The sequence below is a fragment of the Blautia wexlerae genome, assembly GCF_013300825.1.
GTDB lineage: Bacteria > Bacillota > Clostridia > Lachnospirales > Lachnospiraceae > Blautia_A > Blautia_A wexlerae_B.
This window is the reverse complement of record NZ_JAAIMY010000002.1, coordinates 88,511-111,772: the sequence shown is the minus strand read 5'-3', so window position 1 is coordinate 111,772 and position 23,262 is coordinate 88,511. Positions and strand designations below refer to the sequence as shown.

Below are 23,262 nucleotides of genomic sequence, written 5' to 3'. Positions count from 1 at the left end.
TCACCTCAGAGTAATGTAGTCTTCAGGCTCTGCAAGAATGGCATTACCATCTGAAACATATGTTGTCCAGGTATCTTCCACAGAGGTATCCCCTCCATCAAATACAATATTTTCCTCTGCCGGATAAGCTTCCATATACTGTGGTGCTGCAAGGCAGGTCACAGTAAAAGTATCCTTGTCCTGAATCTGTTTTCCATTCTTTGTAACTTTACTCAATGTATAACCATTATCCGTTTCCTTGATTTCTACAGAAATACCGCTGAACACAGGCAGAGAGCCGCGGTTAAAGGGGATAAAGCCTCCCTGGTAGCCTTCTACGAAGTTTCTGACCGTTTCCTTCAGTTCTGCCCCGCTCATCTCACTGCTGTAAGCGGAAAGCTCGTTTGGCATAATCATGTTGCCTGCCATTTTTTCTGTATAACCGGCCTTCAGTACATTTCCTGTAAAGCTGTTTCCTGTTGCAATCAGCACATCCGTCCCATAAATACCGCGCAAAGTGTTTGCCATAACAGAATAGGCTTCATTGCCTCCGCTGGTATGGAAACGATTGGAATAAGTTTTCTTTGAATCCAACACAATATCCTCAGAAGTGGACTTTTCTTCAAGAAGCTGGGAATTCAATGACTGATAAGCCTGCTCTGCATTATATTCTCCTGAGATCATCTTAGACACCACATCCCTGGAAATGGAAAAAAAGTCATTTGACGCAATACGGATATACATATGGTTTTCTTCGATTACAGGTTTCACATCCTTCAGATATTCCGTAAGCCTGAAATCCACATCCTGGCTATAGCTTAACAGATCCTGCCCATCATAAATGATCCGGTTCTGCGCATCCTCTGAAAGCATTGTGTTCAGTACCTTCATTGCTTTCTGCCGACGTGTTTCATCCTTTGTCAGGTCACGGTTTAAAGCTATCTGGAAATATGGTGTAGTCATCAGCCACTTTTCGCCGTTCTGCTGAAAGAATGGTAGGAATGTTGTGTTAATGCCCTGATCCTGGAACATTTTTACACCGGCAGAAGTGCCGAAATACATGGCAAGTTTACCACTTTTGTACATCTCAACCACATCATCATAATTCATATCCAGATCATCCTGGCTCAGCCCTGTATCCTGAATAAACTGCTCCATACGTTCAAAAGCCTCCGGCCAGACAGTACTGTCCAGACCTTCTCTCTTTGTATTGTCCGGGTCACTGTAGATGGTACGCCACTTACGTCCATCCACAGAAGACAGCTCTGATGCAGACAGACCCTGCAGTGTTTCCATACAGGTATAATCATAGTAATAGTCTGCAGTAAACCCACGGATACCCACCTCATCAAATGCCTGGCAGGCAGAAACGAAGCTTTCATAATCCGTTGGAAGAGGAATATCATACTTTTCAAAAAGATCTTTGTTTACTACAAAGCCATGGGCATCTGCACACACAGGAAGCCAGTTTACGCTGCCATCCTGATTTCTGAAACTGTTAAGGTATGTATCATAGACAGCACCTGCCGCATTGGTTGTGGAAAGATCCATCAGACTGTCTTTCAGAGGACTTGCATCATGGAGGGAAAACCGGCAGCAGGTTATAATATCCGGCAATCCACCGTTTTCGTTCAGAAAACGATAGAAATCCAGATCATTATTGCCTACTACAAATTCAATGTTGATATCTGGAAGCTGTTCCTGGATGTATGATGCGTATTTTTCATACAGATTTGTGGTCCATAGATACACTGTGAGAGTTTCCGCGTCTTCTTTTTCCGTACTTTTCCTGCCGCAGCCAGACAGAAGTGACATGACTGTCACCATCACCAAAAGAACAGAAACTAACTTGTTCCATTTTTTCTTTTTCATTATAGCTTCTCCCTCTGATTGTGTTTTACTAACTCATTGATCACTTTTACTAATAATTTCCCATCAACAGGCTTGGCAATATGTTCATCCATTCCTGCTTCCTTTGCTCTCATTTTGTCCTCAGTGAACGCGTTTGCTGTCATGGCAATGATCGGTATCACTTTTGCATCCTCTCTGTCCAGAGAGCGGATCATCTTTGCTGCTTCATATCCATTCATGACAGGCATCATAATATCCATAAGAATAACATCAAATTCTCCAGGTCTGTTTTTTCTGAATATGTCAACAGCCTTCTGTCCATTCCATGCTTTTGTCACCACAGCGCCTTCATTCTGAAGCACAAATTCTGCAATCTCCATATTCAGCTCATTATCCTCTGTCAGAAGAACATGGAGCCCCTGGATAGAAGTTTCTGTTTTTTCTTCAGCTTCAGTCCTGTCCTTCATATCTGTATCAATTCGGAATGGAATCCGGATCACAAATGTAGTCCCTATGCCTTCTTTACTTTCAAAGGAAATGGTTCCGCCCATTTTCACCACCAGTTTTTTTGTAATTGGCATTCCCAGTCCTGTTCCGGCGAATTTTGTGCGGCTTCCTGCATGTTCCTGTGCAAATGGTTCAAAAATGCGTTTCTGGAATGCCTCTGCCATTCCAATCCCGGTATCTCTGCAGACAAATTCCAATGTGGTCATTGCTGTCTGTTTCGATGGGATTTCCCGACAGCTGATATAGACATATCCGTTTTCTTTGTTATATTTCACCGCATTGGACAAAATATTCATCAGAATCCGTTTCACATGCACCGGACTTCCAATAAGATTCCAGTGTGTAACTTCTTTCTTTTCCCAAATGATCCGGATATTCTGCTCTGCAGCCATATGTTCGATCACCCCCAGTATTTCCTCAGAAATACTGTTCAGATTAAATGGGATTTCTTCCAGAACCACTTCATCTGACTCCAGCTTGCTCATGTCCAGAACCTCGTTTATCAGTTCCAGCAGCAGATGGGATGCCTTTTTGATCTTTGCCCTGCATTCCGTCTGTTTCTCCATATTGTCTGCATAATGGTCTGCCACATCGATCATGCCGCAGATTCCATTGATCGGTGTCCGGATATCATGGCTCATTCTCTGCAGAAACTCGGTTTTTGCCTCATTGGCTGCTTCTGCTTTTTTTGCTGCTCTTAGAAGTTCTGCTTTATATTTTTCATCTTTTTCCTGTTCCTGTTTCCGGTGTGCCAGATCCGCTCTGTAACCCCAGAAGCAGAATATACCGAATATGAGTAAATAAAGAAAAACGACAGCTGTTACACTTAGTGGCAGGTTACGGAATACTTCCGTATCCGGAAGATAGGCATAAATATAATAATCCCGCTGCTTCAGCATGATTCCGTAACCTCCGGTTCCTTCATTTTTTAAATGAAAAATATGCTGACTGTCTGTATGCTCTTTCATTGCCTGGACAACCTGGTTGCCGGCAGTATCCTGTCCCAGCAGGCTTTCATCGTTGCTGGCAACGATGGTTCCCTTGTCTGCAACAATAATCGTTCCATCCTTCTGAGTGCTATAGCCATTTAAAAGGTTCTGTATTGTCAGGGTATAATTTCTGACAAATTCCGAAGATGTATAATAATAAATTGCAACCATACCTGGTGCATCTTTTCTGGCACAGGCCGCAATGTCGATACGTGATCCGTCTTCTCGGTCAATCCGTTCCGAATAAGATCTTTCTTCATATCCGGTAAAATCCATGATAATGTCTTTTTGCAGATAATCTGTGATCTCATTGGTCAGAGCCTCATCCATGCTGTATTTGCAGACTGTCTTTCCCTCTGTATCCAGCACAAGGATACCATCCACCCAGAGGGTCTGCAGATTTTCTTTCAGAAACTCCTGGCTTAGCCGGCCGCCGTTTTCTGTTTCCATGTCGATATTCGTACTCATCTGTCTGGCACTTTCAATGGCGCGGAGGAGACTTTTAGATTCCGAAGCTTCATTATAATGGGTGTAGGTGGAACACTGCACTTTGACATAGTTTACAGTTTTCACCATCCTGTTCTCTGCTTCCTTTTTCTCTGCCTGAAAAAAGTAATACAGGGAAGCTGCAGTCACACAGATTCCAAGCAGAATGCCGAATATCCAGAATCGTTTTACTTTTATTCTTCTCCTAATATCCAAGATCATCCACCTCCAGATACTTCTGGGGATCATCCAGATATTTTTTAATGATTTTCAGGGATGTGCCATCCTGACACATTTCTTCCAGCGTCTGATCCATCTGCTCACAGATTCCTCTGTCATCCTCTTTTGCAAAAGCAACACCTATCCCGACCACCATCAGCGGATCTTCCAGGATACGGAAGCTTGCATCATAATCCTTCATGTACTGGACAATGGATTCCTCATGTGCAGCAACTGCATCTACATATCCTTTTCCCAGAAAGGTATAGATTAGTTCCCTGTGCCCAAGACTGATCAGATTGCCCAGTTTGGGGATCCTTTCATCCGTCCGGTTCAGAAAGATGCCTTCCGGTTTGGTTGTGGACTGGACGGCAAGGTTCTTGCCCTCCAGATCACTTAGTTTATAGATATCACTGCTCTCATTTACAGCAACTACCTGGCGGCTTGCTATGTAAGGTCCTGCCCAGCGGTAATCGTCAAGGCGTCCTTCCATGGAAAAACAGCCCATAATACAGTCGATCTCTCCGCTTTCTACCAGTTCTTTTTTCTTCTCCCAGTTGATCTGGACAACATCCACCTGATAACCTATTCTTTTAAAAGCTTCTGTAGCCAGTTCCACATCAATTCCTGTGGGAATCCCATCTTCATTCAGATAATTGTATGGCGGATAACTGTCACTGCCCAAGGTGATAACGGGCTTTTCTCTTTCTTTTTTAGTAACATCTGCATTTTTGCACCCTGCCAGGGCAGTTGCTAAAATTCCCACAAGCAGAATGCCTGCAATCACTCTTTTTCCTTTCATCTTTTCTCCATTCCTGCTGTTCTTCTCTATTTTCCATCAAAATTTAACCGAATCATGTAAGTCCCCTGCGGAGGTTGCGAATATCCGCTTGAAGACAAAAAAAAGTTCCTTGTAAAAAATTTTTACAGGAACTTTTTCCATAATGCCCATTTAACATTTACCTTTTTTATTACTGAGGCATGATGCAACCGGCTGGCATGGCCAGATTTCAATCTGACTTTAGCTCCTTCTGGCTTTGCGCCCCGGCTTTTCAACCGGTTTGCCAATAAATGCCATAAAAAATTATTTTTATTATAGCACTCATACTATATCATGTCTATAAGAAAATATGTTACTGTTCACAGCAACACGCTTCGCGAGATATTGCCAGTGAACAGTAACGAAAATATACCTCTTAACATACAAATCCAGCTTTCCATCAAAACTTAAGAGAAATTTACCGGAATGAAACTCCTTCATCAACCAGCCATGATTTTCTAAGTGCCCCATAGGAGATCAGAAAATTCGCAAGCCATCCGGCCGGTACAGCAAGCCAGACAAATGCAATTCCATAACGCGGTGCAAAAATCAAGGCAACTGACAGCCGAATGGCAAGGTTTACCATATTGGCAATGAGAAACGGCCGCATAATTCCAAGTCCACGAAGAACTCCATCTGTTGCCATCTTAATACCCATAAAAATAAAGAAATATCCCAGCCATTTCATATAATCCCCGGACACCTGATATGCCAGAGCGGTTCCATCTTTTCCAAGGAATAAGGAAGAAATTGGGGTGTGCAGTGTTTCAATGACTATGAAAGCAAGGACTGCGAAACACAGGTCCAACACCAGTGCAGCATGGTATCCTTTTTTGATACGTTCAATTTTCTTTGCTCCAAGATTCTGGGAAACATAGGGCGAAACCGCATTTCCAATGGATACAAATATCAGTGAAAAAACATTCTCTACTCTCATGGTTGCCGCATAACCTGCCAGCGCCTGTGTACCGAAGGGATTTACAACCGCCTGTACGATCATCATACCAATTGACACTGTGGATTGCTGAAGAACCGATGGTACTGCAATACGAAGCATGGAATGTAACTCCTGCCTGTCAAACCAGTTAAAGCGGCTTTTATATCGACGCATCCGGTTAAAGAAAATCAAAAGCGAAAACACTGCGGAAATCCCCTGCGCAATGAGAGTTGCAAGGGCGGCACCGAACACACCCAGCCCTAAACCTGCCACCATCCAAAGATCCATAACAATATTCAAAACAGAAGAAAATATCAAAAGGCCCAACGGAATCTTCGATTCACCGATGGAATTGAACATCGTTGAAAGGATATTGTACATAAACAGAAAGGGAAATCCCACAAAATAAACACGCAGATACAGTACTGCTTCATCCAGTATGTCAGCAGGTGTTTGTAATAAACTCATCATAAAATGAGAAAAGCCAAAGCCAAAAACCCCCAGAAGTATACTCAGAATCAGAAAGCTGATCAACGATGTTGACACAATTGTTTTCATTTTGCTATAATTCTGGGCTCCAAAATAGCGGCTCACAAGTACACCTGCTCCTACACCTGCACCCAATGCTACACAGATGAATACATTGGTCAAAGCAGCACAGGCTCCAACTGCCGCAAGTGCAGAGGATCCCACAAACTGACCGACGATAATGGAATCAGCCATATTATATACTTGTTGAAAGAAGCTGCCCAGAATCATAGGCATTGCAAAAACAGTCAGTGCTTTAAGAGGGACATCTGTGATTAAATATTCATCTTTTGACATTCTCATTTTCCTCCATCAATTCCTGCTTTTTATCCGAAATCACGATTGTATTTTCAAAATGTAAGTTTTAGATTTCGTTACGCAACAATTATATGTAGTTACAGCAAATAAGTCAAGCTGCTGTTTACTTTTAGTAATATAAATGATATGATATTTGATATTTAAGAAAACCTGCCATCAGATAGATATTATTTTACAGGAGGGAACTTATGTACCTGGACGGTTTAGATGAGCTGGATCAGAAGATTATCCGGCTGCTTATAGAAAATGCACGTATCTCTTACTCTGATATCGGTGAAGAAACCGGTATTTCCAGAGTGGCAGTAAAAGCCCGTATTCAGGCTTTGGAGAAAAAAGGCGTAATTGAAGAATATACAACAATCATTAATCCTCAGAAAATCAGTGGTGCTGTATCATGCTATTTTGAAATTGAAACAAAACCGGAGCATCTGTCGCAGGTAACAGATATATTGTACAAAAATGATACAGTCACACAGATTTACCGTGTCACAGGAAGAGACAGGCTTCATGTACATGCCGTTGCTTCATCAGGTGATGAAATGGAATACTTCCTGCACAATGTCATTGATACACTGCCTGGCATTATCAGCTGCAGTTGCAATATGATCTTATCACGCATTAAAGATATTAAAGGATTACGGCTATAAAAGTCAGAAGCTGCAACCAACCTTGATCCATACAGTCATGTCACCCTGCCAAAGTGAATTAAATATAACGCTCCCAGCCACTTTTTGACTTCAACAGTTTGCTCTTCCTGAAACGCCTCGCAGCTTTTCAAAACTCCTTTGGAGATTTAAAACAGGATATGCAGTTCCGCAGATATTTAAGCAAAGGAAATGCAAATGTTCTTGCAAAGAGTACGTTGCTTGCCACGGCAAGCAACATAAACAAACTACATAATAAGATTCAAAATAAAAAAAACGGAACACGTTTATTTTCGATAAAAAGTGCCTGAATTTTGACTTATCAAAACAATTTTTCAAGCCATCAAAAATGGCTTCAGACTGTAGACAAACTTGGTGTTGGGGATTATGCCCAGCACCAAGTTTGTCTACAGTCTGAATAGATGAATCATTTCATCTATTAGGCTTATACCATATATCTTCTGTATTTGTCAAGCTGTTACTATAATTTAAAACCTTCTCACCATTTTTTCAGTTACTGTTCACTCTGTTCCTAGTAATATACTTTGTGATCACATGAAAATCAGTTACAGCCAGCTTTCCAGAACATCATTCAGCTTATTCATATCCAGCGGTTTTGCGATATGTCCATTCATGCCTGTATTTTTGGCCAGTTGTACATCTTCTGCAAAAGCATTGGCAGTCATGGCAACAATCGGCAGTTTTCCCTGTTCACCCGGAAGGCTCCTGATTGCTGCGGTTGCCTCATAACCATTCATGACAGGCATTTGGATATCCATAAAAACAAGATCATACAAGTCTTTCGGAGAAGCTTCTACTTTTTCAACAGCAATTTTTCCATTTTCTGCCGTTTCCACTTCTGCCCCTGTCATCTGCAGAATTTCAACAGCAATTTCTCTGTTCAATTCATTATCCTCAACCAGAAGAATCCTTTTTCCCGTGTAATCTGCTTCAGACAGCTCCTCCAGATAATTTCTTGCTGTTTTTTCTTTTCTTCCTGAAGTAAACTGCCGCAGTGTAGCCGTCAGCCGAGAACGAAACAGCGGTTTTGCAATAAAAGCATCTATGCCCGCCGCCTTTGCTTCTTCTTCGATCTCGCTAAATTCATAAGATGTCAGTACAATGATGGTGATTTCTTTACCTATTCGCTTCCGGATCTGTCTGGCTGTTTCTATGCCATCCATATCCGGCATCTTCCAGTCTAAAATAACAGCAAAGTAATCATTTTTTAGCTCATGACGTGCATAACAGCGCTCAACGGCTTCTCTGCCGGAGAGAACCCATTCGCCTGCAATACCGATTTCCTTCAGTGTGGCAACTGTACTTTCACAGCATGTCCTATCATCGTCCACAACCAGAACCGGCAGATTCATCAGATCTCTGTCCTGTTCTTTTTCTTTTTCCTGAAGCTCCAGATAAATTGTTACTGTAATTTTAGTTCCCTTGTGTAAGGTACTGTCCACTTTAATAGTGCCATTCATCAGATTCACAATATTTCTGCTGATTGCCATTCCCAGACCAGTTCCCTGAACCTTGGTTGTCCGGTGGTCATCTGCGCGGCTGAAAGGATCAAACATGATTTTCTGAAATTCCGGTGACATACCGATCCCATTATCCTCAATCGAAAATTCATAGCATCCAAGTTCCGAAAATCCATTTGACTTTTCCTCTATGGAAAAAATAATATTCCCGCCATCCGGTGTATACTTAATTGCATTGCTCATCAGATTCACAAACACCTGCTGGATTCTCAAGCTGTCACCACAGACATCCTCGTGTTCAATGTGATTGATGTGTATATCAAAATTGTGTTTATGTTCATCCAGTGCCGGTTTCGTAAGCGTAATAAGATTATCCACCAGCTCTGACAGGTTGAAATCTTCCTGTGCCAGCGTCATTTTTCCGCTTTCAATACGTGCCATATCCAGCACTTCATTGATCAGCCCCAGCAGATGACGGCTTGATTCTGTAATCTTACTGAGACATTCAATAACTCTATCCTGACTCTCAATATTTGCTCCTGCGATTGCAGTCAGACCCACAATGGCATTCATCGGTGTCCGGATATCATGGGACATATTGGAAAGAAATTCTGTTTTCGCACGATTTGCATTTTCTGCGGACCGGTAAGCCTCTTTCAGTGCCTGACGGGATTCAATCTCTGCTTTCTTCTCCTGTGTCACATCCATGGATGCCAGCAATACCTTTTCCAGCTTTCCATTCTTCCATTCCAAGGGAATATAAGAAGCGATTTTATAAGTCTTTTCATCCAGGCTGCAATATTCAAACTTATAAATATCATTTTCACTTTTCAGTTTTTTCCGAATATTATCCGGGGCTATCAGGATATCTATAGCTTCCAATGGTTCCAGTGTCTTATATTTTTCAAGAACCTGCATCTGAAAATCATGATAAAATCCCAGAGGTTTATATATCATCTGTCCATTCAGGTTGTAGAACTCATATCTGTCATTTTCCAGATTACAGACAACAAAGCGGTCAACCAGACGCACAATACTCTGAATCAGCTGCTCCATGGAAGCATTATCTGCTGCCATCTGCAGATGCCGTGCGCTCTCTACCTTTGCCTCTGTGATATCACGCAAGAAAATCATGGCATATTCTGAATCCTCTATCTCTCCACGTATGACCACATTGCGGACCCATCGCTCTTCTCCATCCAGAGTGATACGGCACTCTAAAGCCAATTCTGTTTCCAGACCCTTCAGCCTTTCTGCAATATAATCACGGTTATAAAAAGCGGATACCAACTTCTTATCTGTTTCCACAACATAGGAATCCACAAAATGCCGGATCAATTCATCCCACGTATGACTCTGTTCAAAGACGGTCATCAGGGACGGTTCAACCTTAAAGGTATCAAAAGTATTCGCTTCCAGATTCACATAATACTCGCACAGATCTGCTTTCGTAAAAGCCCGGTGGAAAGCAGCAGATTTTTGTGCCTGCATGATTTCTTTTTTCTCCGCATCAATGTTAATAAAAATCCCGGCAATCCTGCTGGCAGAACCATCCAGACGGCGTATTACTTCTGCCGATGCCCGAAACCACTGGTATTGATTATCCTTCATTCTCATACGATACTCTACCTGGTATTTTATCTGGTTCGTCTTATCCTTAATTGCCGCCTGAAGCTGCACCATTACTCTTTCTTTATCCTGTGGATGCAGAAGATCTGACCAAGATTCCAGTTTATTCGGAAAGTCCAGAGTGTCATGATAGCCAAGCATTTTTCGGAATTCATGACTCCAGTTTGCATTCACAATCTCACTGTTTTCGTCACAGTCAAAATACCAGAAGCCGGAATAGATAGCCTCATTGAGCAGTGTCAAATTTACATGATCCCAGTTGACCTGTACGGACATAACCCAGATCTGTCTGCCCGCCTCATCTGTCGCATCCTCTTTACAAAGCCGTACATTTTTCACTGTACCGTCTGCTGCAAGGATCTGTGCTTCCCCTGTTCCGTGAAGTTGCAAAAAACGGTCTCGCTCCAGTATATCTTCCTCGTCATAAAAGAAGTTTCTCAATGAGCCTTTTGTCTGTTCCATAAAAGTATCGAATGTATATCCTGTACTATGCAACAGCAGATTATTCACAGACAAAATAGACAGGTTTTGGTCATAAGATCCTGTCATTACACCTACCCCGCCATTATTTTCCAGTGTTTTCTGTACGGCCTGTGACATGGTCTGTGTCTGCCCCGTTACAGTCTCACCTAAAGAATATATTTTGTCTTCATAATTTTTCATTTTATAAAAATCCTCTCTCCGTCTTATGCCTTCTTTTATCTGTATACAGAAAACTTGTCCCTGCTAGTTTTGTTACCCATTTTTGCATACAAAAAGGACACCTGCCAAAATCTGCCAGTGTCCCTACTATATTTCTTTAAAATCACACATCTATTATATAGTATAAAAGGTATCGGAATCTCTTCTGTTCAAACATCTTTTCCATATATTATGATGATATGGAAACAGTGGCAACCGGCTGACATGGTCAAACTTTCTGACTTTAGTCCCTTCTGGCTTTGCGTCCCTGCCTTTCAACAGGTTTGCCTTTAAAATAATTTTCATTTTTTCCAAAAATAAAATACCATGTGGTTTTTCTTACGTCAATAATATTTTGGTGAAAAATTTACATATATTTTAACCGAATCAAGTAACTCCCCTGTGGAGGTTGCGAAAAGCAATAAGCAGTGGGTGAAGACCTGCTTGTATCAGGAAGAGTTCCATAACAGCCAGCACTCTGCTCTGCCACATATTTTGCAGTAATTTCTTCTTTTTCATTCTGGTATCTGATTTTCAGTTTCTTAATCTCTTCATCCATAAATGCAGTCTTTGCTTCCTGCTCCTGTGCTTTATTCACATCCGGCGTGATAATCAGCTGACCATTTTCACATTTCACCTGTACATAATCCCCAAGATGAAATCCCAGTTCTTCCAGCCATTTCCCTTTTAATGTAATTGCCGGAACCGTCTCATATTTATAACCGCTCTGTCCACAAACCTTCATATTTCTTACATTTTTCTTTGCCATAGAATTGACTCCTTTCAGATTTGACTAATAGATTTTCAGATAAAAAGAAAAAGCCGCTGACACGTTATCTTCTAACGCATCAACAGCTTCTGTCTTGCTTTGTTTCAGTGTATTATTCAGTTTTGTAAAGGTTTATTTGCTTTCAGCATTCTCCCTGATACGGTAATAATCATCCATATCAATGCCTATTTTTACCTTGGCATCTGGTTTTCGTTCGCCCAAAAGGCACACAGTCTCAACGGTACTTTCGTTGTCCCAACAAAGTTCCTGTGTCTCCCTGTCTCCAAAATACACCGGAAAACGAAACTTTATGTGCTTCAGGAATCTGCCATCTGGCTGCTCCTGCTCATAAATGTCCACCTGTTCTACAAAACTGTTAAGAAATTCTTTCTTCTCCAGGTCGGTGAACTTATCATATAGTTTATCAAAATATAAAAGAAATTGATAGACGTTTTCTTCTGATATTTTCTGTTGCTGGATATTCAGCAGGCGGTTCTTAACTTCCTCTATACTGTTCTCCACGCCTTCGATCTCATCGTACAGACGGTATAACCTTGTCTCCATATCCTGATATTTCTTCTCATAAAATTTATCCATAATATCCAGACTGTCCATCTGCTGTCCAAGTCTTGCTTTTGCTCCGGTCAGCTGCCTGTGCTGCTTTTCCAATCCGTCAATCTCTTTTTCTATTTCTTCTGTATCTATTCTTGAACCAATTTTATTCAGAATTGCTTCTTCAAATTTAGGATTCTTCACCAGCTTCCGAATAACTTCTTCCACTGCATTGTTAATCTTCTCCTCACTCCATTGTTTACGATATCCACATTTATGACCGTCTACCAGACGACGATGTTTACAGGCATAATAGAAATAATCTTTATATAAGGTTCCGTCTTTCTTTTTCTTTCGGTTCACGTTCCCATACATACCGCTTCCACATAACGGACATCTCAATATTCCAGATAAGATATGCTCATGATCCAGACTATGCGTCTTTTCATATTTCACACCTGTTTTTTCCCGTTTTTGATGTGCCAGCTCCCAATCTGTTTCTGAAATAATTCCTTCGTGGATACCATCATGCAGCATATAATTTTCCTGTTTTACAATGCGATATTCATTTCTTGTTCCTGAAACTTTCTCGTTCTTCCTTCGTCCATAAGCCAACTTTCCACAGTATACCGGATTATCCAGAACGCCTTTTATAAACGAAGAGGCAAATGCGTCCAGTGTATTATTCTGTCGTTTTTTCTTTTTATATCCATGCTGGTTCAGCCATGCGGCAATCGCAGAGATTCCCATATTGGTATGAATAAATTTGTCATAGATCAGACGAATAATCTCTGCTTCGTCCTCTGCAATCTGCAATTCTCCATTTACCAATTCATAGCCATATGGAGCAAATCCACCGTTCCATTTTCCTTCCCTGGCTTTCTGCTTACGTCCTTCCATTGTCTGAACAAGGATATTCTCTCGTTCAATCTCTGCCACCGCAGACAGAACAGAAATCATCAGCTTTCCACTATCTTTTGAGCTGTCAATTCCATCTTCTACACAAATCAGATTCACTCCAAAATCCTGCATCCTCTGCAAAGAGTTTAATACATCTGCCGCATTACGACCGAATCTGGAAAGCTTGAACACCAGTACAAACTGTACCTCATCTGTTCCATTCTCAATATTATCCAACATTCTCTGAAATTCCGGTCTGCCCTCTACGCTCTTTCCAGACTTACCTTCGTCTGAATACTCATTTACAATTTCCATATTCTGAAATTCCGCATATCTCTTGAGTTTTTCTTTCTGAGCATCCAGACTGTAGCCATCTACCTGCATGGTTGTGGATACTCTGGTATATATATCGCATTTAATCTTTTTATTCTTCATAATCTTCCTCGCAGTATAACTCTGTTTTATTGTCCCAACCTTATTTTAGTACTTGTTCCAACTATTTTCAATACTTATTTTCCGTATTGACGCATTTCTTCGCCAATCGTATAATTAAGTTAGATACAGAGCATTTCTGTTATCAAAATATTGCCCGCCCACCATTGGCGACTTATAAATGATTGGCTCGAAAATATTGTTCGCTTACCGGAAGCGTCTAATAAATGTCCGGCTTGAAAATTATTTAGAAATAATTTCTGTTTTTGATATTGTGTTTTTATCACACATTGCATATACTATAAATACACAAAAAAGCCAAAAAAGAGGAGGTGTTAGTATGGCTACTTCAAGTATTACTCATAATTTTGTCGTATCCAATCCAAATAGCGTAAAGCGTTTTGTCGCAGCAATTGACGAAGCCGACCGTGACCGCACACCAAAGCAGACACTTCCCGGACGTCAGTTAACGAACCCACAGGAAATCTTAGCTTTAATGTCAAAAAGGAAGAAAAAACATGTCTGATAAATATTTTACCGTTAATATTCGGGCATATTTGGATAAAGACGAACCGACATATATCGGAGAGGAAAGTCTTTACGACTTACTCTCCGATTTTTCTTGTCCCAAAAATCCCGATGTGGAATACTTTTTATTACATAATGCGATTGAGTTTACCAAAAAAGATCAATCTATCACTTATCTGGTATTTGATGCTGAAGATGCTTCACTGGTTGGTTATTTTTCACTTACAATAAAACCAATCTCTGTCCGTGCTTCAAATATCAGCAAGACAATGGCAAAAAAACTGTCCCGTGTCAGTATTTTGGATGAAGAAACACAATCCTATACTACCGCAGCTTACCTGATCGCCCAGTTGGGAAAGAACTATTCTCTTCCAAAGGAAAAACGAATTCCTGGAAATATTCTACTGGGATTTGCACTGGAAACCATATCCAGTCTCAAATATTCCGTAGGTGGCGTTATGGAGTTTCTTGAATGCGAAGATAATGAATTTCTTCTGAGCTTTTATACGCAGAATCATTTCAAGCCATTTGATACGCGTATTACCGCTTCTCAGAATAATGAGCCACACACTCTGCATCAGCTTTTAAAATTTATTTGATTTAAAAATGCATGAAAAAAGCGACAGTCTGATTTACATTTTGTATTTCAGGAAACTGCCGCTTCTTTTTCTTCCTTATTCTGTTTTTCTTCCTCCAACTCCCGGAGGACTTCTTCGCCGTACTTATCAATCATCCGTACCAGAAAATCAATGCACCGCTCAAATTCAATATTCTGTTGCATAAGCTCCTCCCGTCATTGTTTTGATCTGAGCTTATTTTACAGAACCTGCTGGAAAACCACATTGAATAGAAATTGATTGTAAATTGACACAATCACTTTAAAAATATCCACATTTTCTTGAATCGAATATATGTTCGTGTTATGATAGATATACTCAATCTTAACTACGAAAGGGGAATTTCTATTGAATCGATGCGATTTTTCTTCTATTAGCACTTGCTTAAAAAATCATATCAGCGAAAGTAATCAAATGAGTCAGCCTGATTTTTTATACGAATTATTTGAAGATTTTATGGATGATCCGGCAAATCAGGATTTTTCAATGGACAACGGTCTGGTTTGCCGCTGGATGACTGGTCAGGCTAAAATCAGTCCTAAAATATCCGCTTACTATTCCAAACCCAGTAATCAGAAAAAGCTGGCAGAAACCATTCACCAAAATCTGCTTCCACTGATGTCTGACTGCAATATGGCTATGCAGGATATATACACATTATTTATACAAGATGACACCATCTCCGATGCCAAAAAGAAAAATCTGGCTTCTCTGTACAAACCAGCCAGCTCACGTCTGCTTTTTCTTGCAAAGCTGGTTTCTTTTGGCATGGAGCGACAATTTATCAAACGTGATACTAAAAATCAAAAATTAATTGCCGGAGGTGCCCTGTCCCCAATTGTGCTGGATTATATTATGGACAGTGAGGTTCCGAAACCATGCCGTCATTTTATCGGAAGAGATAAAGAACTGGAAGAATTATATACCATGCTTGAGGAAAACCGTCATATTTTTCTTTGCGGAATTGCTGGAATCGGAAAAAGTGAACTTGCCAAAGCCTACGCAAAGCGGTACATAAAGCAATACACCAATATCCTTTATGTAGAATATACCGGCAATCTTCATCAGGATATTACTGACATGGATTTTATTGACGATCCGCCGGAAAGCACTGACCAGGAACGGTTTCAAAGACATAACCGTTTTCTGCGTTCCCTGAAATCTGATACTCTGCTTATCATAGATAATTTTAATGTCACTGCCACACAGGACAGCTTTCTGTCAGTAGTATTAAAATATCGCTGTCAAATTTTGTTTACAACCAGAAGCAAACTGGATGAATACTGTACTCTGCCATTAAAAGAAATAGAGGATATGAACGCTCTCTTCCAGCTGGCATCAGTATTTTATTCAGAGGCAGACACGTACCGGCCAACAGTTGAAAAGATCATCGAAACTGTTCACTCTCATACTTTTGCCGTGGAACTGGCAGCAAAACTTCTGGAAAATGGAATCTCAACTCCAGACCAGTTATTAACAAGACTTCAGGTGGAAAAAGCATCTTTCCATAACGAAGATAAAATTAAAATAATCAAAGATGGACAAAGCAGCAAAGCCACCTATTACAGTCATATCCATACGCTGTTTTCGTTATACACTTTATCTCTTAAACAGCAGGATATCATGTGTAATATGTGCTTTCTTCCTTCCACCGGTATTTCTGCCCGTATATTTGCCAAATGGCTGGAATTGCCCACACTAAATGAGATCAACGATTTAATTGAGACTGGTTTTGTCCAAACAACAAAACGTCGCACTATCTCTCTGCATCCGATGATTCAGGAAATCACCCTTTCAGAGACAAAACCATCTGTAACTCGTTGCCACATATTACTGGATTCTTTACAGCACATATGTTTAATGCATGGAATGGAAGTAGCTTATTACAAAAAGCTATTTCAAACAATCGGAAATATCATAGAATTGATTGAAAAGGATGATATACCAAAGTATCTGCTTTTTCTGGAAAATGCATTTCCATACATGGATAACTATAACTACCACAAAGGTATGAATGGAATCATTCAGGAACTAACGGGGCTGTTAAAGACAAAAAACATTGGCACCGATTCTGACCGGGCATTGTTACTGGATTTTCAGGCTACTCTTGAAATCAAGCCAGAAAAAGCAATAAAACTGGAAAAGGATGCACTTGCCCAGATAGAAAATATCACTGCTGACAATGCTCGCCTTGTTTCCAACCTTCATGCCAATCTCGGTGGACTTTACCGCATGAACGGTCATCCCGATCTTGCAAGAGAACACATGGAAAAAAGTATCTCACTGCTTGACCAATTTAACCTGCTTCATATAAATGACAGCATACCTCAGATTGCCAATTATGCAATGTTCCTGACAGAACAGCAGGAACCCGAAAGAGGAATCTCTGAATTGCAAAAATTATCCGGCATCATCAAGGAATACCATTCCGATGACTGTCTGGATTATGCCAAAGTTCAGGAAACCCTTGGAACCATTTATCTGATGACTGCCAATCTTCCGCAAGCCAAAACACATTTTAAAAGAGCTTTCAAAATATATGAAAAGATCTGGGCTGATGAACCAGAAATGATTGAAGCAAAATATCAGGAAATTCAGGAGTTATATCCACAGATTGGATTTTTCATTGGAAAAAATCTATCCGGTCTTTTAACAAAATAAGCATAATTTACGGCGGGCAACTTGCCCGCCGTTATATTCAACTATTCGTCAAATAAATATATGCATCTTCCAAAGTGATATCATTATCCAGGACACAATTCTCATTTGGCTTTCCTTTGCTTAATACTTTCATATGAATTCCATTTTCTACATACTGCTTAGATGATATAGAATAATTGGCTTCTAACAAACGGGCTTCTTCTGCATTTTGTACCGTACAATTCCAAACACAGCCCTTTGCATTTTCCAGCAACCCACTCACGCTTCCAGAATATAAAAAACTTCCCTTTTTCATAATGGCAAGCTGTGTACAGGTTGCTGCTAAATCTTCTACTACATGAGTGGAAAACAGCACAGTTCTATCCTTTGAAAAATCAACCAAAAGATTGCGGATCCTGATTCTTTCTTCCGGATCTAACCCGGTGGTAGGTTCATCAATAATCAAAAAATCCGGATTATTAAGAAGTGCCTGTATGAGTCCGACACGTCTCTTCATACCACCAGATAATTGCCGCATTTTTTTATTCTGATGCTCTGTAAGAGAAGTCTTTTCCAAATAATAGGTAATTCTTTGTTTGAGGTCATTTGTGGATACTCCTGATAGTCCACCCATATATACAAGACATTCTTTCACCGTAAGATTCGGATATAAGTCGATTTCCTGTGGAAGATAACCAATCTTTTTCTGTATTTTCTCATAATTTCCCTCGTTATACAGAATTCCATCAAGGGAAACCATTCCTTCCGTTTGTTTTAAAACAGTTGTAAGAACCCTCATCAAAGTGGTTTTTCCAGCACCATTCTCACCCAAAAGTCCATAAATTCCCTTAGGTATTTCAAGAGATGCCTTATTTACTGCAACTACACCATTTTTAAATCTAACTGTTAAATCATTTATTCTAATACTCATAATCTATCCTCTTTTCTTTAAAGCCATTGGTAATACTGCAAATAAAAACAGCCCCGCTATAAAAGACACAAGCGTTCCATAAATCCAACTCTCGGACATTAATTGAGTAGGTTCACAAAAGCTGAAAGAAAACAATCCCAGATTTCCGAAAAATGAACTTCCCGCTTTTGATATAAGTCCAATGACAATTCCAAATAAACATCCAATACCTGCCCACATATTTCGAAGCAATGTACACAAAATCACAGAGCATATACTCCAAAGCCAGATAGTTCCAAACATTGCAATGAAATATAAAAGAAATATCTGAATACCCGAAATGCCTTCGTTTACACTGCCCGGTTTTTGCCAGAAAAACAAAACATATCCAACACAAGAAAGTATTAATAAATATAATATTTGAACGCCCACTCTCTGCGATATTACTTTTAACTGCTTTTTTTGATCATACAAATGAAATACATCGGCACGTTTACTTTTTACTTCCATCAAATATGTGTCACTACAAAAAATAATTGTTAAAAATGCTATTGGAGACTGAATTGCTGAACCGATTTCTTCATAGTATATAATCGGATGAATAACACACAATATCAGTATAAATGCACATGAATAAAAAATCTTATATAACGACAGGCAGTTTTTTAGTTCCGTTTTCAATGAACCCTCCTCCTTTTCCAGATTGTAACAGAAATACATACTAATATAACTGATGAAATTACAAGAATAATCTGATTTATGTTTGACATTTTGGCTACATGTGTTTCAAAAAATCTGCCAGGGAATCGCACCACAATAGAGAACGGTCTCATATAATAAATATCATTCTTCATGGTCAGCATATTTGAATATATAATGTGTAAAAACAAGATTGGTGCTGCCGGAAGCGGATTTTTAAATATTACTGCTGTAATTGTATAGACACAACATATCATCAAAAGATTCGGAATAATATAGATCAGAGAATTCACGCAAAAATCAATTGGTGTTACTGGAAAGCCCGATTCTAAAGACGTTTTCAAACACAGCATAAAGAATATAACATTCAAAATCACTAATACTCCCAGCATACTAATGAATCCGCTTATTACTTTCCCACATATATATTGGACTGCCGTAACAGGCTTTGTATGTAATAATTCATAGGTACTTTTTCGTGTATCCTGAATAAATAAAAATGATAGCAAGACTGTTGCCAAAAAGGCCATATGCAATCCTGCAAAATCCGTAAATTTTTTGGCAAAGTACCAGGAAAAAGAATGTTCGGATAATTTCCGCTCGATATAATGATTGATTTCTTCTGCTGTCCCCTTATGAATTTCAAGGTCCTCATAAGCATATATTGCATTATAATAGCCATATTGGGATTCCAAAAACTCAGAAGCAGTCTTTACATCCATATTCTGAATTTCTTTTATTACATGATCTGCTTCCTGCCTGCTAAATCCAAAACCATTTTGGGAGGTGTCCATTAACGTCTCTTTGATCGTATCTTCCCACTCCCTTCTTCTTTCTTTATCATCAGATGTGGGAATGTACCCATCCATGACATCAGCATCTTCCAATGCTACGTCATTTTGTGTGATCTGTTCATTCTGTTTGATATAATGAATTTGCAAATACGATGACAGACATTGATACATACTGGCAACTATAATAATCAAGCCAATCCACAAAACAGGGTTCTTTAAATAATCAAGTATACTTCTTTTTATGATTGTTTTCATTGTATCTCTTCCTTTCTTTATTTCTTTAACAACATCATACAAATCAATTCTCAATAAATTCACAATAAAAAAGACTAAAACCACTTTATTTGTGATTTCAGCCTTATAAAGTATTTTTATTCAGCTTTGAAAAGAGCTTCTACATGAGCACCGCCTTGTCTGGCATTATATATTTTCAAATTTCCTCCATGCTTTTCACAGAAAATACGAGAAATATACATACCAAGGCCAAAATGCTTTAAATCATCTTGTGGATTCTTATGATAAAATGGTTCTGTTACTTTTTCCTCAGTATCCACAAATCCTATTCCATCATCTTCAACAGAAATTATAAGAAAACCATCCTTTTTCTTTATCTGCAAAGCAATACTTTTTTGTGCATATCGAACCGCATTTTCCAGTAAGTTGTCTGTCACTTCCATGACAAGTTCCTCATCCACTTTCACAATGTTTTGTTCCTGCACTCTTTCTACCTTACATAATTTACTTTCCTTCTTGGACAGCATGGCAGCTTCTGCCTCAATCTTTTTTGCCAGTTCCGATAATTCTATCTCTGAGCATTGCAGTTCCCTCTGTTCTAAATGGGACATTTTTCTCATGTTTTCCGTGAAATGCTCTATACGGTCAATCTGATACATGCCTGTTTGTAAGATATCAATAACATCCTCTGTTTTTATACTCTCAGCAGAAACAAACTCTAAGAGCATTTCCTGATACCCACGCAATATGGAAAGTGGAGAACGTATATCATGTGCAATTGCATTCCGCAAAGCCTTCTCGTCATCAATCATTCGCCACATCTTTCTGTTGTTATCTGCTAAATCACTTCGCATCATTTCAAATTCTTTACACAAAGTTCCCATCTCATCTTTATTTTCATAGGACACATGAAAATCCAGTTCATTATCTGCAATCATTTGTGAGGCATCTTTTAGTTCCTGTAGAGGTGTCTTTAACTTATTTTTATAAAAAAAGAATACCGCAACAACACTCCCAACAATCGAAAAAATCAGTACCGAATATGTTTCCATAAAGTCACACATTTCCGAAAGATGATAGTCCAAACGATTCATCTGCGATTGATTAGGTCTTGATATCTCAATCTCGTATTTCTTTCCATATTGCTGAAACACGTCCGTATAATCTGCATAATCAATATATTTTTCCCATATTTTATTCTGCATATTTCTTGCAAAATGAACTGTAAATCCAGATAACAGAAATGCTGCCGTTAAGCTGATCACAAAATAAAGCAGAATTGTTTTTTTCAGTGACAAGTTTCTTATTTTTTCCATCGGTATCCAATCCCCCATACAGTTTCTATGTATTCTTTTTCTGAATAATCCGCTATTTTTTTCCTTATACGCCGTACTAATTCCGTTATCGTTCTACTGTCCCCTTCCGCATCATATCCACAGACTTGTGCATATATACGTTCTTTATCAAACACCTGCCCTGGATGCATGGATAAGAATTCTATAATCTGATATTCAATTTTTGTGAACTCCATCCTGTGTCCAGCTATAGCTACTATTTTTTCAGAATAATCAATCAGCATTTCATCCATGAAGCGGTATTCTGTTTTTTGTTGATGCCTTTCTTCTCTCTTTATGTTTGTAACAATCCTCGCTTCCAACTCCCGAAGACTAAATGGTTTCGTGATATAATCATCCCCACCTGAAAGCAACCCATTAATTTTATCATCTTCGTCAACTCTTGCTGTCAGAAATAAAATTGGACATAACACTTTACTGCGTATCAGACGACATACTTCAATCCCATCCATACGTGGCATATTGATATCCAACAAAATAATATCCGGTTTCATTTTTATTTTATTTAATGCTTCCATTCCATCTGTAGCCGTAATGGTTTCATATTGTTTCATATTAAAATAACTACAAAGCATTTTCACCAATTCTTTATCATCATCGACAACTAAAATCTTGTATTTCATCCAAACCACCTCCAGTATCCATATTATACGATAAAAAACAATGAAATCACAACAAGAGTACATGAAGAACGTAAGCACAATATATCTTTTTTCTCAATTCCTGCTCAATTTCCCCTCAATGTCTTTTACCTCCGATCTTCGTATGCTTATCTCACAGCAGAGCAGTACCACACCGGTACGACCTGCTGAATCAATCAATACGAAAACGGAGGTATTTTTTATGCGAGAACTCAGAAACACAAAAATCATTGCTGTAGATCATGGCTACGGCAATATGAAAACAGCAAACACCGTCACCCCAACCGGCATCAAAGCCTATGAAACTGAACCAATCTTCACCGGGAATATTCTGGAATACAACGGCATTTACTACCGGATCGGCGAAGGACACAAAGAATTTATTCCGGATAAAGCTATGGACGAAGAATATTATCTTCTGACACTAATGGCTATTGCAAGGGAACTGAATGTCTTTTCCATCCGTGAAGCAGATGTTCATCTGGCTGCCGGACTTCCTCTCACATGGATCAGAAATCAAAGAGAAGCTTTTCGTTCCTATCTGCTCCAGAATCCAGAAGTCCATTACCTTTTTAACGGCAAAGAGTATTATCTCCGCTTTGTGGGATGCAGCCTTTACCCACAGGGGTATCCGGCTATCGTAAACCAACTAGGAAATTTCAAGGGAACCAATCTCCTTGCAGATATCGGAAACGGAACCATGAACATTCTGTATGTCAACAATAAGAAAGCGCAGGAGAGCCGATGTTGGACAGAAAAACTTGGTGTAAACCAGTGCATGATTGCCGCAAAGAACGCTGTTCTGGACAAATTCGGAGTGAAAATTGAAGAATCCACAGTAGAACAGATTCTGCGGTTTGGAACAGCTGACATTTCAACACCATATCTGGATTGTATCAGTTCTATTGCCAGACAGTATGTGGCAGAACTTTTTTCCACGCTCCGCAAATATGAATACAATCCTGACCTGATGCGCCTGTATGTGGTTGGCGGCGGTGGATGCCTGATCCGTAACTTCGGAACGTATGACAAATCACGAGTCACAATCATTGATGACATCTGCGCCACTGCCAAAGGTTACGAATCTCTGGCTTATATGAGCCTGAAAAGGAGGGGATAAAC

The 23,262-nt window shown here is 39.6% G+C and carries 18 protein-coding genes, 1 pseudogene and 2 riboswitches; of the genes and pseudogenes, 6 read left to right on the top strand and 13 right to left on the bottom strand.

What is annotated here, in order from left to right:
- The 4 genes from G4417_RS01990 to G4417_RS01975 all read right to left on the bottom strand — a co-directional run bounded on the left by G4417_RS01990 (position 1) and on the right by G4417_RS01975 (position 6,613).
- The gene (locus G4417_RS01990; RefSeq protein WP_173682452.1) at positions 1–1,851 is read right to left on the bottom strand and encodes an ABC transporter substrate-binding protein; all 1,851 of its coding nucleotides are present in this window, start codon (positions 1,849–1,851) and stop codon (positions 1–3) included.
- A complete protein-coding gene (locus tag G4417_RS01985) occupies positions 1,851–4,034 on the bottom strand; it encodes an ATP-binding protein (RefSeq protein ID WP_173682451.1) in 2,184 nt (727 codons plus the stop codon). Before G4417_RS01985 ends, G4417_RS01990 begins: the two co-directional genes overlap by 1 nt.
- Positions 4,018–4,833 carry a substrate-binding periplasmic protein gene (locus G4417_RS01980; RefSeq protein ID WP_173682450.1) on the bottom strand — a complete coding sequence of 272 codons (816 nt, stop codon included), beginning with the start codon at positions 4,831–4,833 and terminating at the stop codon, positions 4,018–4,020. Before G4417_RS01980 ends, G4417_RS01985 begins: the two co-directional genes overlap by 17 nt.
- A gap of 180 nt (positions 4,834–5,013) precedes the next feature.
- A riboswitch (cyclic di-GMP riboswitch) is annotated at positions 5,014–5,107 on the bottom strand.
- Positions 5,108–5,269: 162 nt separating this feature from the next.
- On the bottom strand, positions 5,270–6,613 hold the full coding sequence (locus G4417_RS01975; protein WP_173682449.1) for an MATE family efflux transporter: 1,344 nt from the start codon (positions 6,611–6,613) through the stop codon (positions 5,270–5,272).
- 209 nt (positions 6,614–6,822) lie between these two features.
- On the opposite strand from G4417_RS01975, the gene G4417_RS01970 reads away from it, so the two are divergent.
- On the top strand, positions 6,823–7,281 hold the full coding sequence (locus tag G4417_RS01970; protein WP_173682448.1) for an Lrp/AsnC family transcriptional regulator: 459 nt from the start codon (positions 6,823–6,825) through the stop codon (positions 7,279–7,281).
- Between the two features lie 98 nt (positions 7,282–7,379).
- Positions 7,380–7,589 (top strand): annotated as a pseudogene (locus G4417_RS17675) (IS5/IS1182 family transposase); the annotation flags it as partial.
- 255 nt (positions 7,590–7,844) lie between these two features.
- Here the strand turns inward: G4417_RS17675 and G4417_RS01965 are convergent.
- From G4417_RS01965 to G4417_RS01955, 3 genes are all read right to left on the bottom strand, one after another.
- On the bottom strand, positions 7,845–11,051 hold the full coding sequence (locus tag G4417_RS01965; RefSeq protein ID WP_173682447.1) for a response regulator: 3,207 nt from the start codon (positions 11,049–11,051) through the stop codon (positions 7,845–7,847).
- A 226-nt stretch (positions 11,052–11,277) separates the two neighbouring features.
- Positions 11,278–11,368: riboswitch (cyclic di-GMP riboswitch) on the bottom strand.
- A gap of 68 nt (positions 11,369–11,436) precedes the next feature.
- The gene (locus tag G4417_RS01960) at positions 11,437–11,838 is read right to left on the bottom strand and encodes a SymE family type I addiction module toxin (protein ID WP_173682446.1); all 402 of its coding nucleotides are present in this window, start codon (positions 11,836–11,838) and stop codon (positions 11,437–11,439) included.
- 132 nt (positions 11,839–11,970) lie between these two features.
- Complete coding sequence (locus G4417_RS01955; protein WP_243872047.1) at positions 11,971–13,725, bottom strand: recombinase family protein; 1,755 nt, start codon at positions 13,723–13,725, stop codon at positions 11,971–11,973.
- A gap of 337 nt (positions 13,726–14,062) precedes the next feature.
- On the opposite strand from G4417_RS01955, the gene G4417_RS16825 reads away from it, so the two are divergent.
- Both G4417_RS16825 and G4417_RS01945 read left to right on the top strand, forming a co-directional pair.
- Positions 14,063–14,248 (top strand): hypothetical protein, encoded by a 186-nt coding sequence (locus tag G4417_RS16825; RefSeq protein ID WP_014080774.1) that lies wholly within the window; start codon positions 14,063–14,065, stop codon positions 14,246–14,248.
- Positions 14,241–14,849: a hypothetical protein gene (locus G4417_RS01945; protein WP_005348504.1), complete on the top strand. Its 609-nt coding sequence runs from the start codon at positions 14,241–14,243 to the stop codon at positions 14,847–14,849. The genes G4417_RS16825 and G4417_RS01945 overlap by 8 nt, the downstream gene beginning before the upstream one ends.
- 47 nt (positions 14,850–14,896) lie before the next feature.
- Here the strand turns inward: G4417_RS01945 and G4417_RS17090 are convergent, their stop codons facing one another.
- Complete coding sequence (locus G4417_RS17090; protein WP_004844681.1) at positions 14,897–15,031, bottom strand: hypothetical protein; 135 nt, start codon at positions 15,029–15,031, stop codon at positions 14,897–14,899.
- A 250-nt stretch (positions 15,032–15,281) separates the two neighbouring features.
- Here G4417_RS17090 and G4417_RS01940 point away from each other — a divergent pair, with 250 nt between their 5' ends.
- Positions 15,282–17,528 carry a tetratricopeptide repeat protein gene (locus G4417_RS01940; protein WP_173682445.1) on the top strand — a complete coding sequence of 749 codons (2,247 nt, stop codon included), beginning with the start codon at positions 15,282–15,284 and terminating at the stop codon, positions 17,526–17,528.
- 37 nt (positions 17,529–17,565) lie between these two features.
- On the opposite strand, the gene G4417_RS01935 is transcribed toward G4417_RS01940, so the two are convergent.
- The 5 genes from G4417_RS01935 to G4417_RS01915 all read right to left on the bottom strand — a co-directional run bounded on the left by G4417_RS01935 (position 17,566) and on the right by G4417_RS01915 (position 22,122).
- Positions 17,566–18,438 (bottom strand): ATP-binding cassette domain-containing protein, encoded by an 873-nt coding sequence (locus tag G4417_RS01935; protein WP_009265788.1) that lies wholly within the window; start codon positions 18,436–18,438, stop codon positions 17,566–17,568.
- Between the two features lie 3 nt (positions 18,439–18,441).
- The gene (locus tag G4417_RS01930) at positions 18,442–19,098 is read right to left on the bottom strand and encodes a hypothetical protein (RefSeq protein WP_005339624.1); all 657 of its coding nucleotides are present in this window, start codon (positions 19,096–19,098) and stop codon (positions 18,442–18,444) included.
- Positions 19,095–20,165 carry an ABC transporter permease subunit gene (locus tag G4417_RS01925; protein WP_173682444.1) on the bottom strand — a complete coding sequence of 357 codons (1,071 nt, stop codon included), beginning with the start codon at positions 20,163–20,165 and terminating at the stop codon, positions 19,095–19,097. The genes G4417_RS01930 and G4417_RS01925 overlap by 4 nt, the downstream gene beginning before the upstream one ends.
- Positions 20,166–20,281: 116 nt before the next feature.
- Positions 20,282–21,460, bottom strand: coding sequence for a sensor histidine kinase (locus tag G4417_RS01920; RefSeq protein ID WP_117852275.1), 1,179 nt, complete (start codon positions 21,458–21,460; stop codon positions 20,282–20,284).
- Complete coding sequence (locus G4417_RS01915; protein ID WP_014080778.1) at positions 21,448–22,122, bottom strand: response regulator transcription factor; 675 nt, start codon at positions 22,120–22,122, stop codon at positions 21,448–21,450. The genes G4417_RS01920 and G4417_RS01915 overlap by 13 nt, the downstream gene beginning before the upstream one ends.
- 220 nt (positions 22,123–22,342) lie before the next feature.
- On the opposite strand from G4417_RS01915, the gene G4417_RS01910 reads away from it, so the two are divergent.
- Positions 22,343–23,260 (top strand): ParM/StbA family protein, encoded by a 918-nt coding sequence (locus G4417_RS01910; RefSeq protein ID WP_117738693.1) that lies wholly within the window; start codon positions 22,343–22,345, stop codon positions 23,258–23,260.
- The last annotated feature ends 2 nt before the right edge of the window (positions 23,261–23,262 follow it).

Bases quoted from the DNA above. Each gene is read 5' to 3' on its own strand.
- G4417_RS01990 (WP_173682452.1), bottom strand. From the start codon at position 1,851: ATGAAAAAGAAAAAATGGAACAAGTTAGTTTCTGTTCTTTTGGTGATG.
- G4417_RS01985 (WP_173682451.1), bottom strand. From the start codon at position 4,034: ATGATCTTGGATATTAGGAGAAGAATAAAAGTAAAACGATTCTGGATA.
- G4417_RS01980 (WP_173682450.1), bottom strand. From the start codon at position 4,833: ATGAAAGGAAAAAGAGTGATTGCAGGCATTCTGCTTGTGGGAATTTTA.
- G4417_RS01975 (WP_173682449.1), bottom strand. From the start codon at position 6,613: ATGTCAAAAGATGAATATTTAATCACAGATGTCCCTCTTAAAGCACTG.
- G4417_RS01970 (WP_173682448.1), top strand. From the start codon at position 6,823: ATGTACCTGGACGGTTTAGATGAGCTGGATCAGAAGATTATCCGGCTG.
- G4417_RS01965 (WP_173682447.1), bottom strand. From the start codon at position 11,051: ATGAAAAATTATGAAGACAAAATATATTCTTTAGGTGAGACTGTAACG.
- G4417_RS01960 (WP_173682446.1), bottom strand. From the start codon at position 11,838: ATGGCAAAGAAAAATGTAAGAAATATGAAGGTTTGTGGACAGAGCGGT.
- G4417_RS01955 (WP_243872047.1), bottom strand. From the start codon at position 13,725: ATGAAGAATAAAAAGATTAAATGCGATATATATACCAGAGTATCCACA.
- G4417_RS16825 (WP_014080774.1), top strand. From the start codon at position 14,063: ATGGCTACTTCAAGTATTACTCATAATTTTGTCGTATCCAATCCAAAT.
- G4417_RS01945 (WP_005348504.1), top strand. From the start codon at position 14,241: ATGTCTGATAAATATTTTACCGTTAATATTCGGGCATATTTGGATAAA.
- G4417_RS17090 (WP_004844681.1), bottom strand. From the start codon at position 15,031: ATGCAACAGAATATTGAATTTGAGCGGTGCATTGATTTTCTGGTACGG.
- G4417_RS01940 (WP_173682445.1), top strand. From the start codon at position 15,282: ATGAGTCAGCCTGATTTTTTATACGAATTATTTGAAGATTTTATGGAT.
- G4417_RS01935 (WP_009265788.1), bottom strand. From the start codon at position 18,438: ATGAGTATTAGAATAAATGATTTAACAGTTAGATTTAAAAATGGTGTA.
- G4417_RS01925 (WP_173682444.1), bottom strand. From the start codon at position 20,165: ATGAAAACAATCATAAAAAGAAGTATACTTGATTATTTAAAGAACCCT.
- G4417_RS01920 (WP_117852275.1), bottom strand. From the start codon at position 21,460: ATGGAAAAAATAAGAAACTTGTCACTGAAAAAAACAATTCTGCTTTAT.
- G4417_RS01915 (WP_014080778.1), bottom strand. From the start codon at position 22,122: ATGAAATACAAGATTTTAGTTGTCGATGATGATAAAGAATTGGTGAAA.
- G4417_RS01910 (WP_117738693.1), top strand. From the start codon at position 22,343: ATGCGAGAACTCAGAAACACAAAAATCATTGCTGTAGATCATGGCTAC.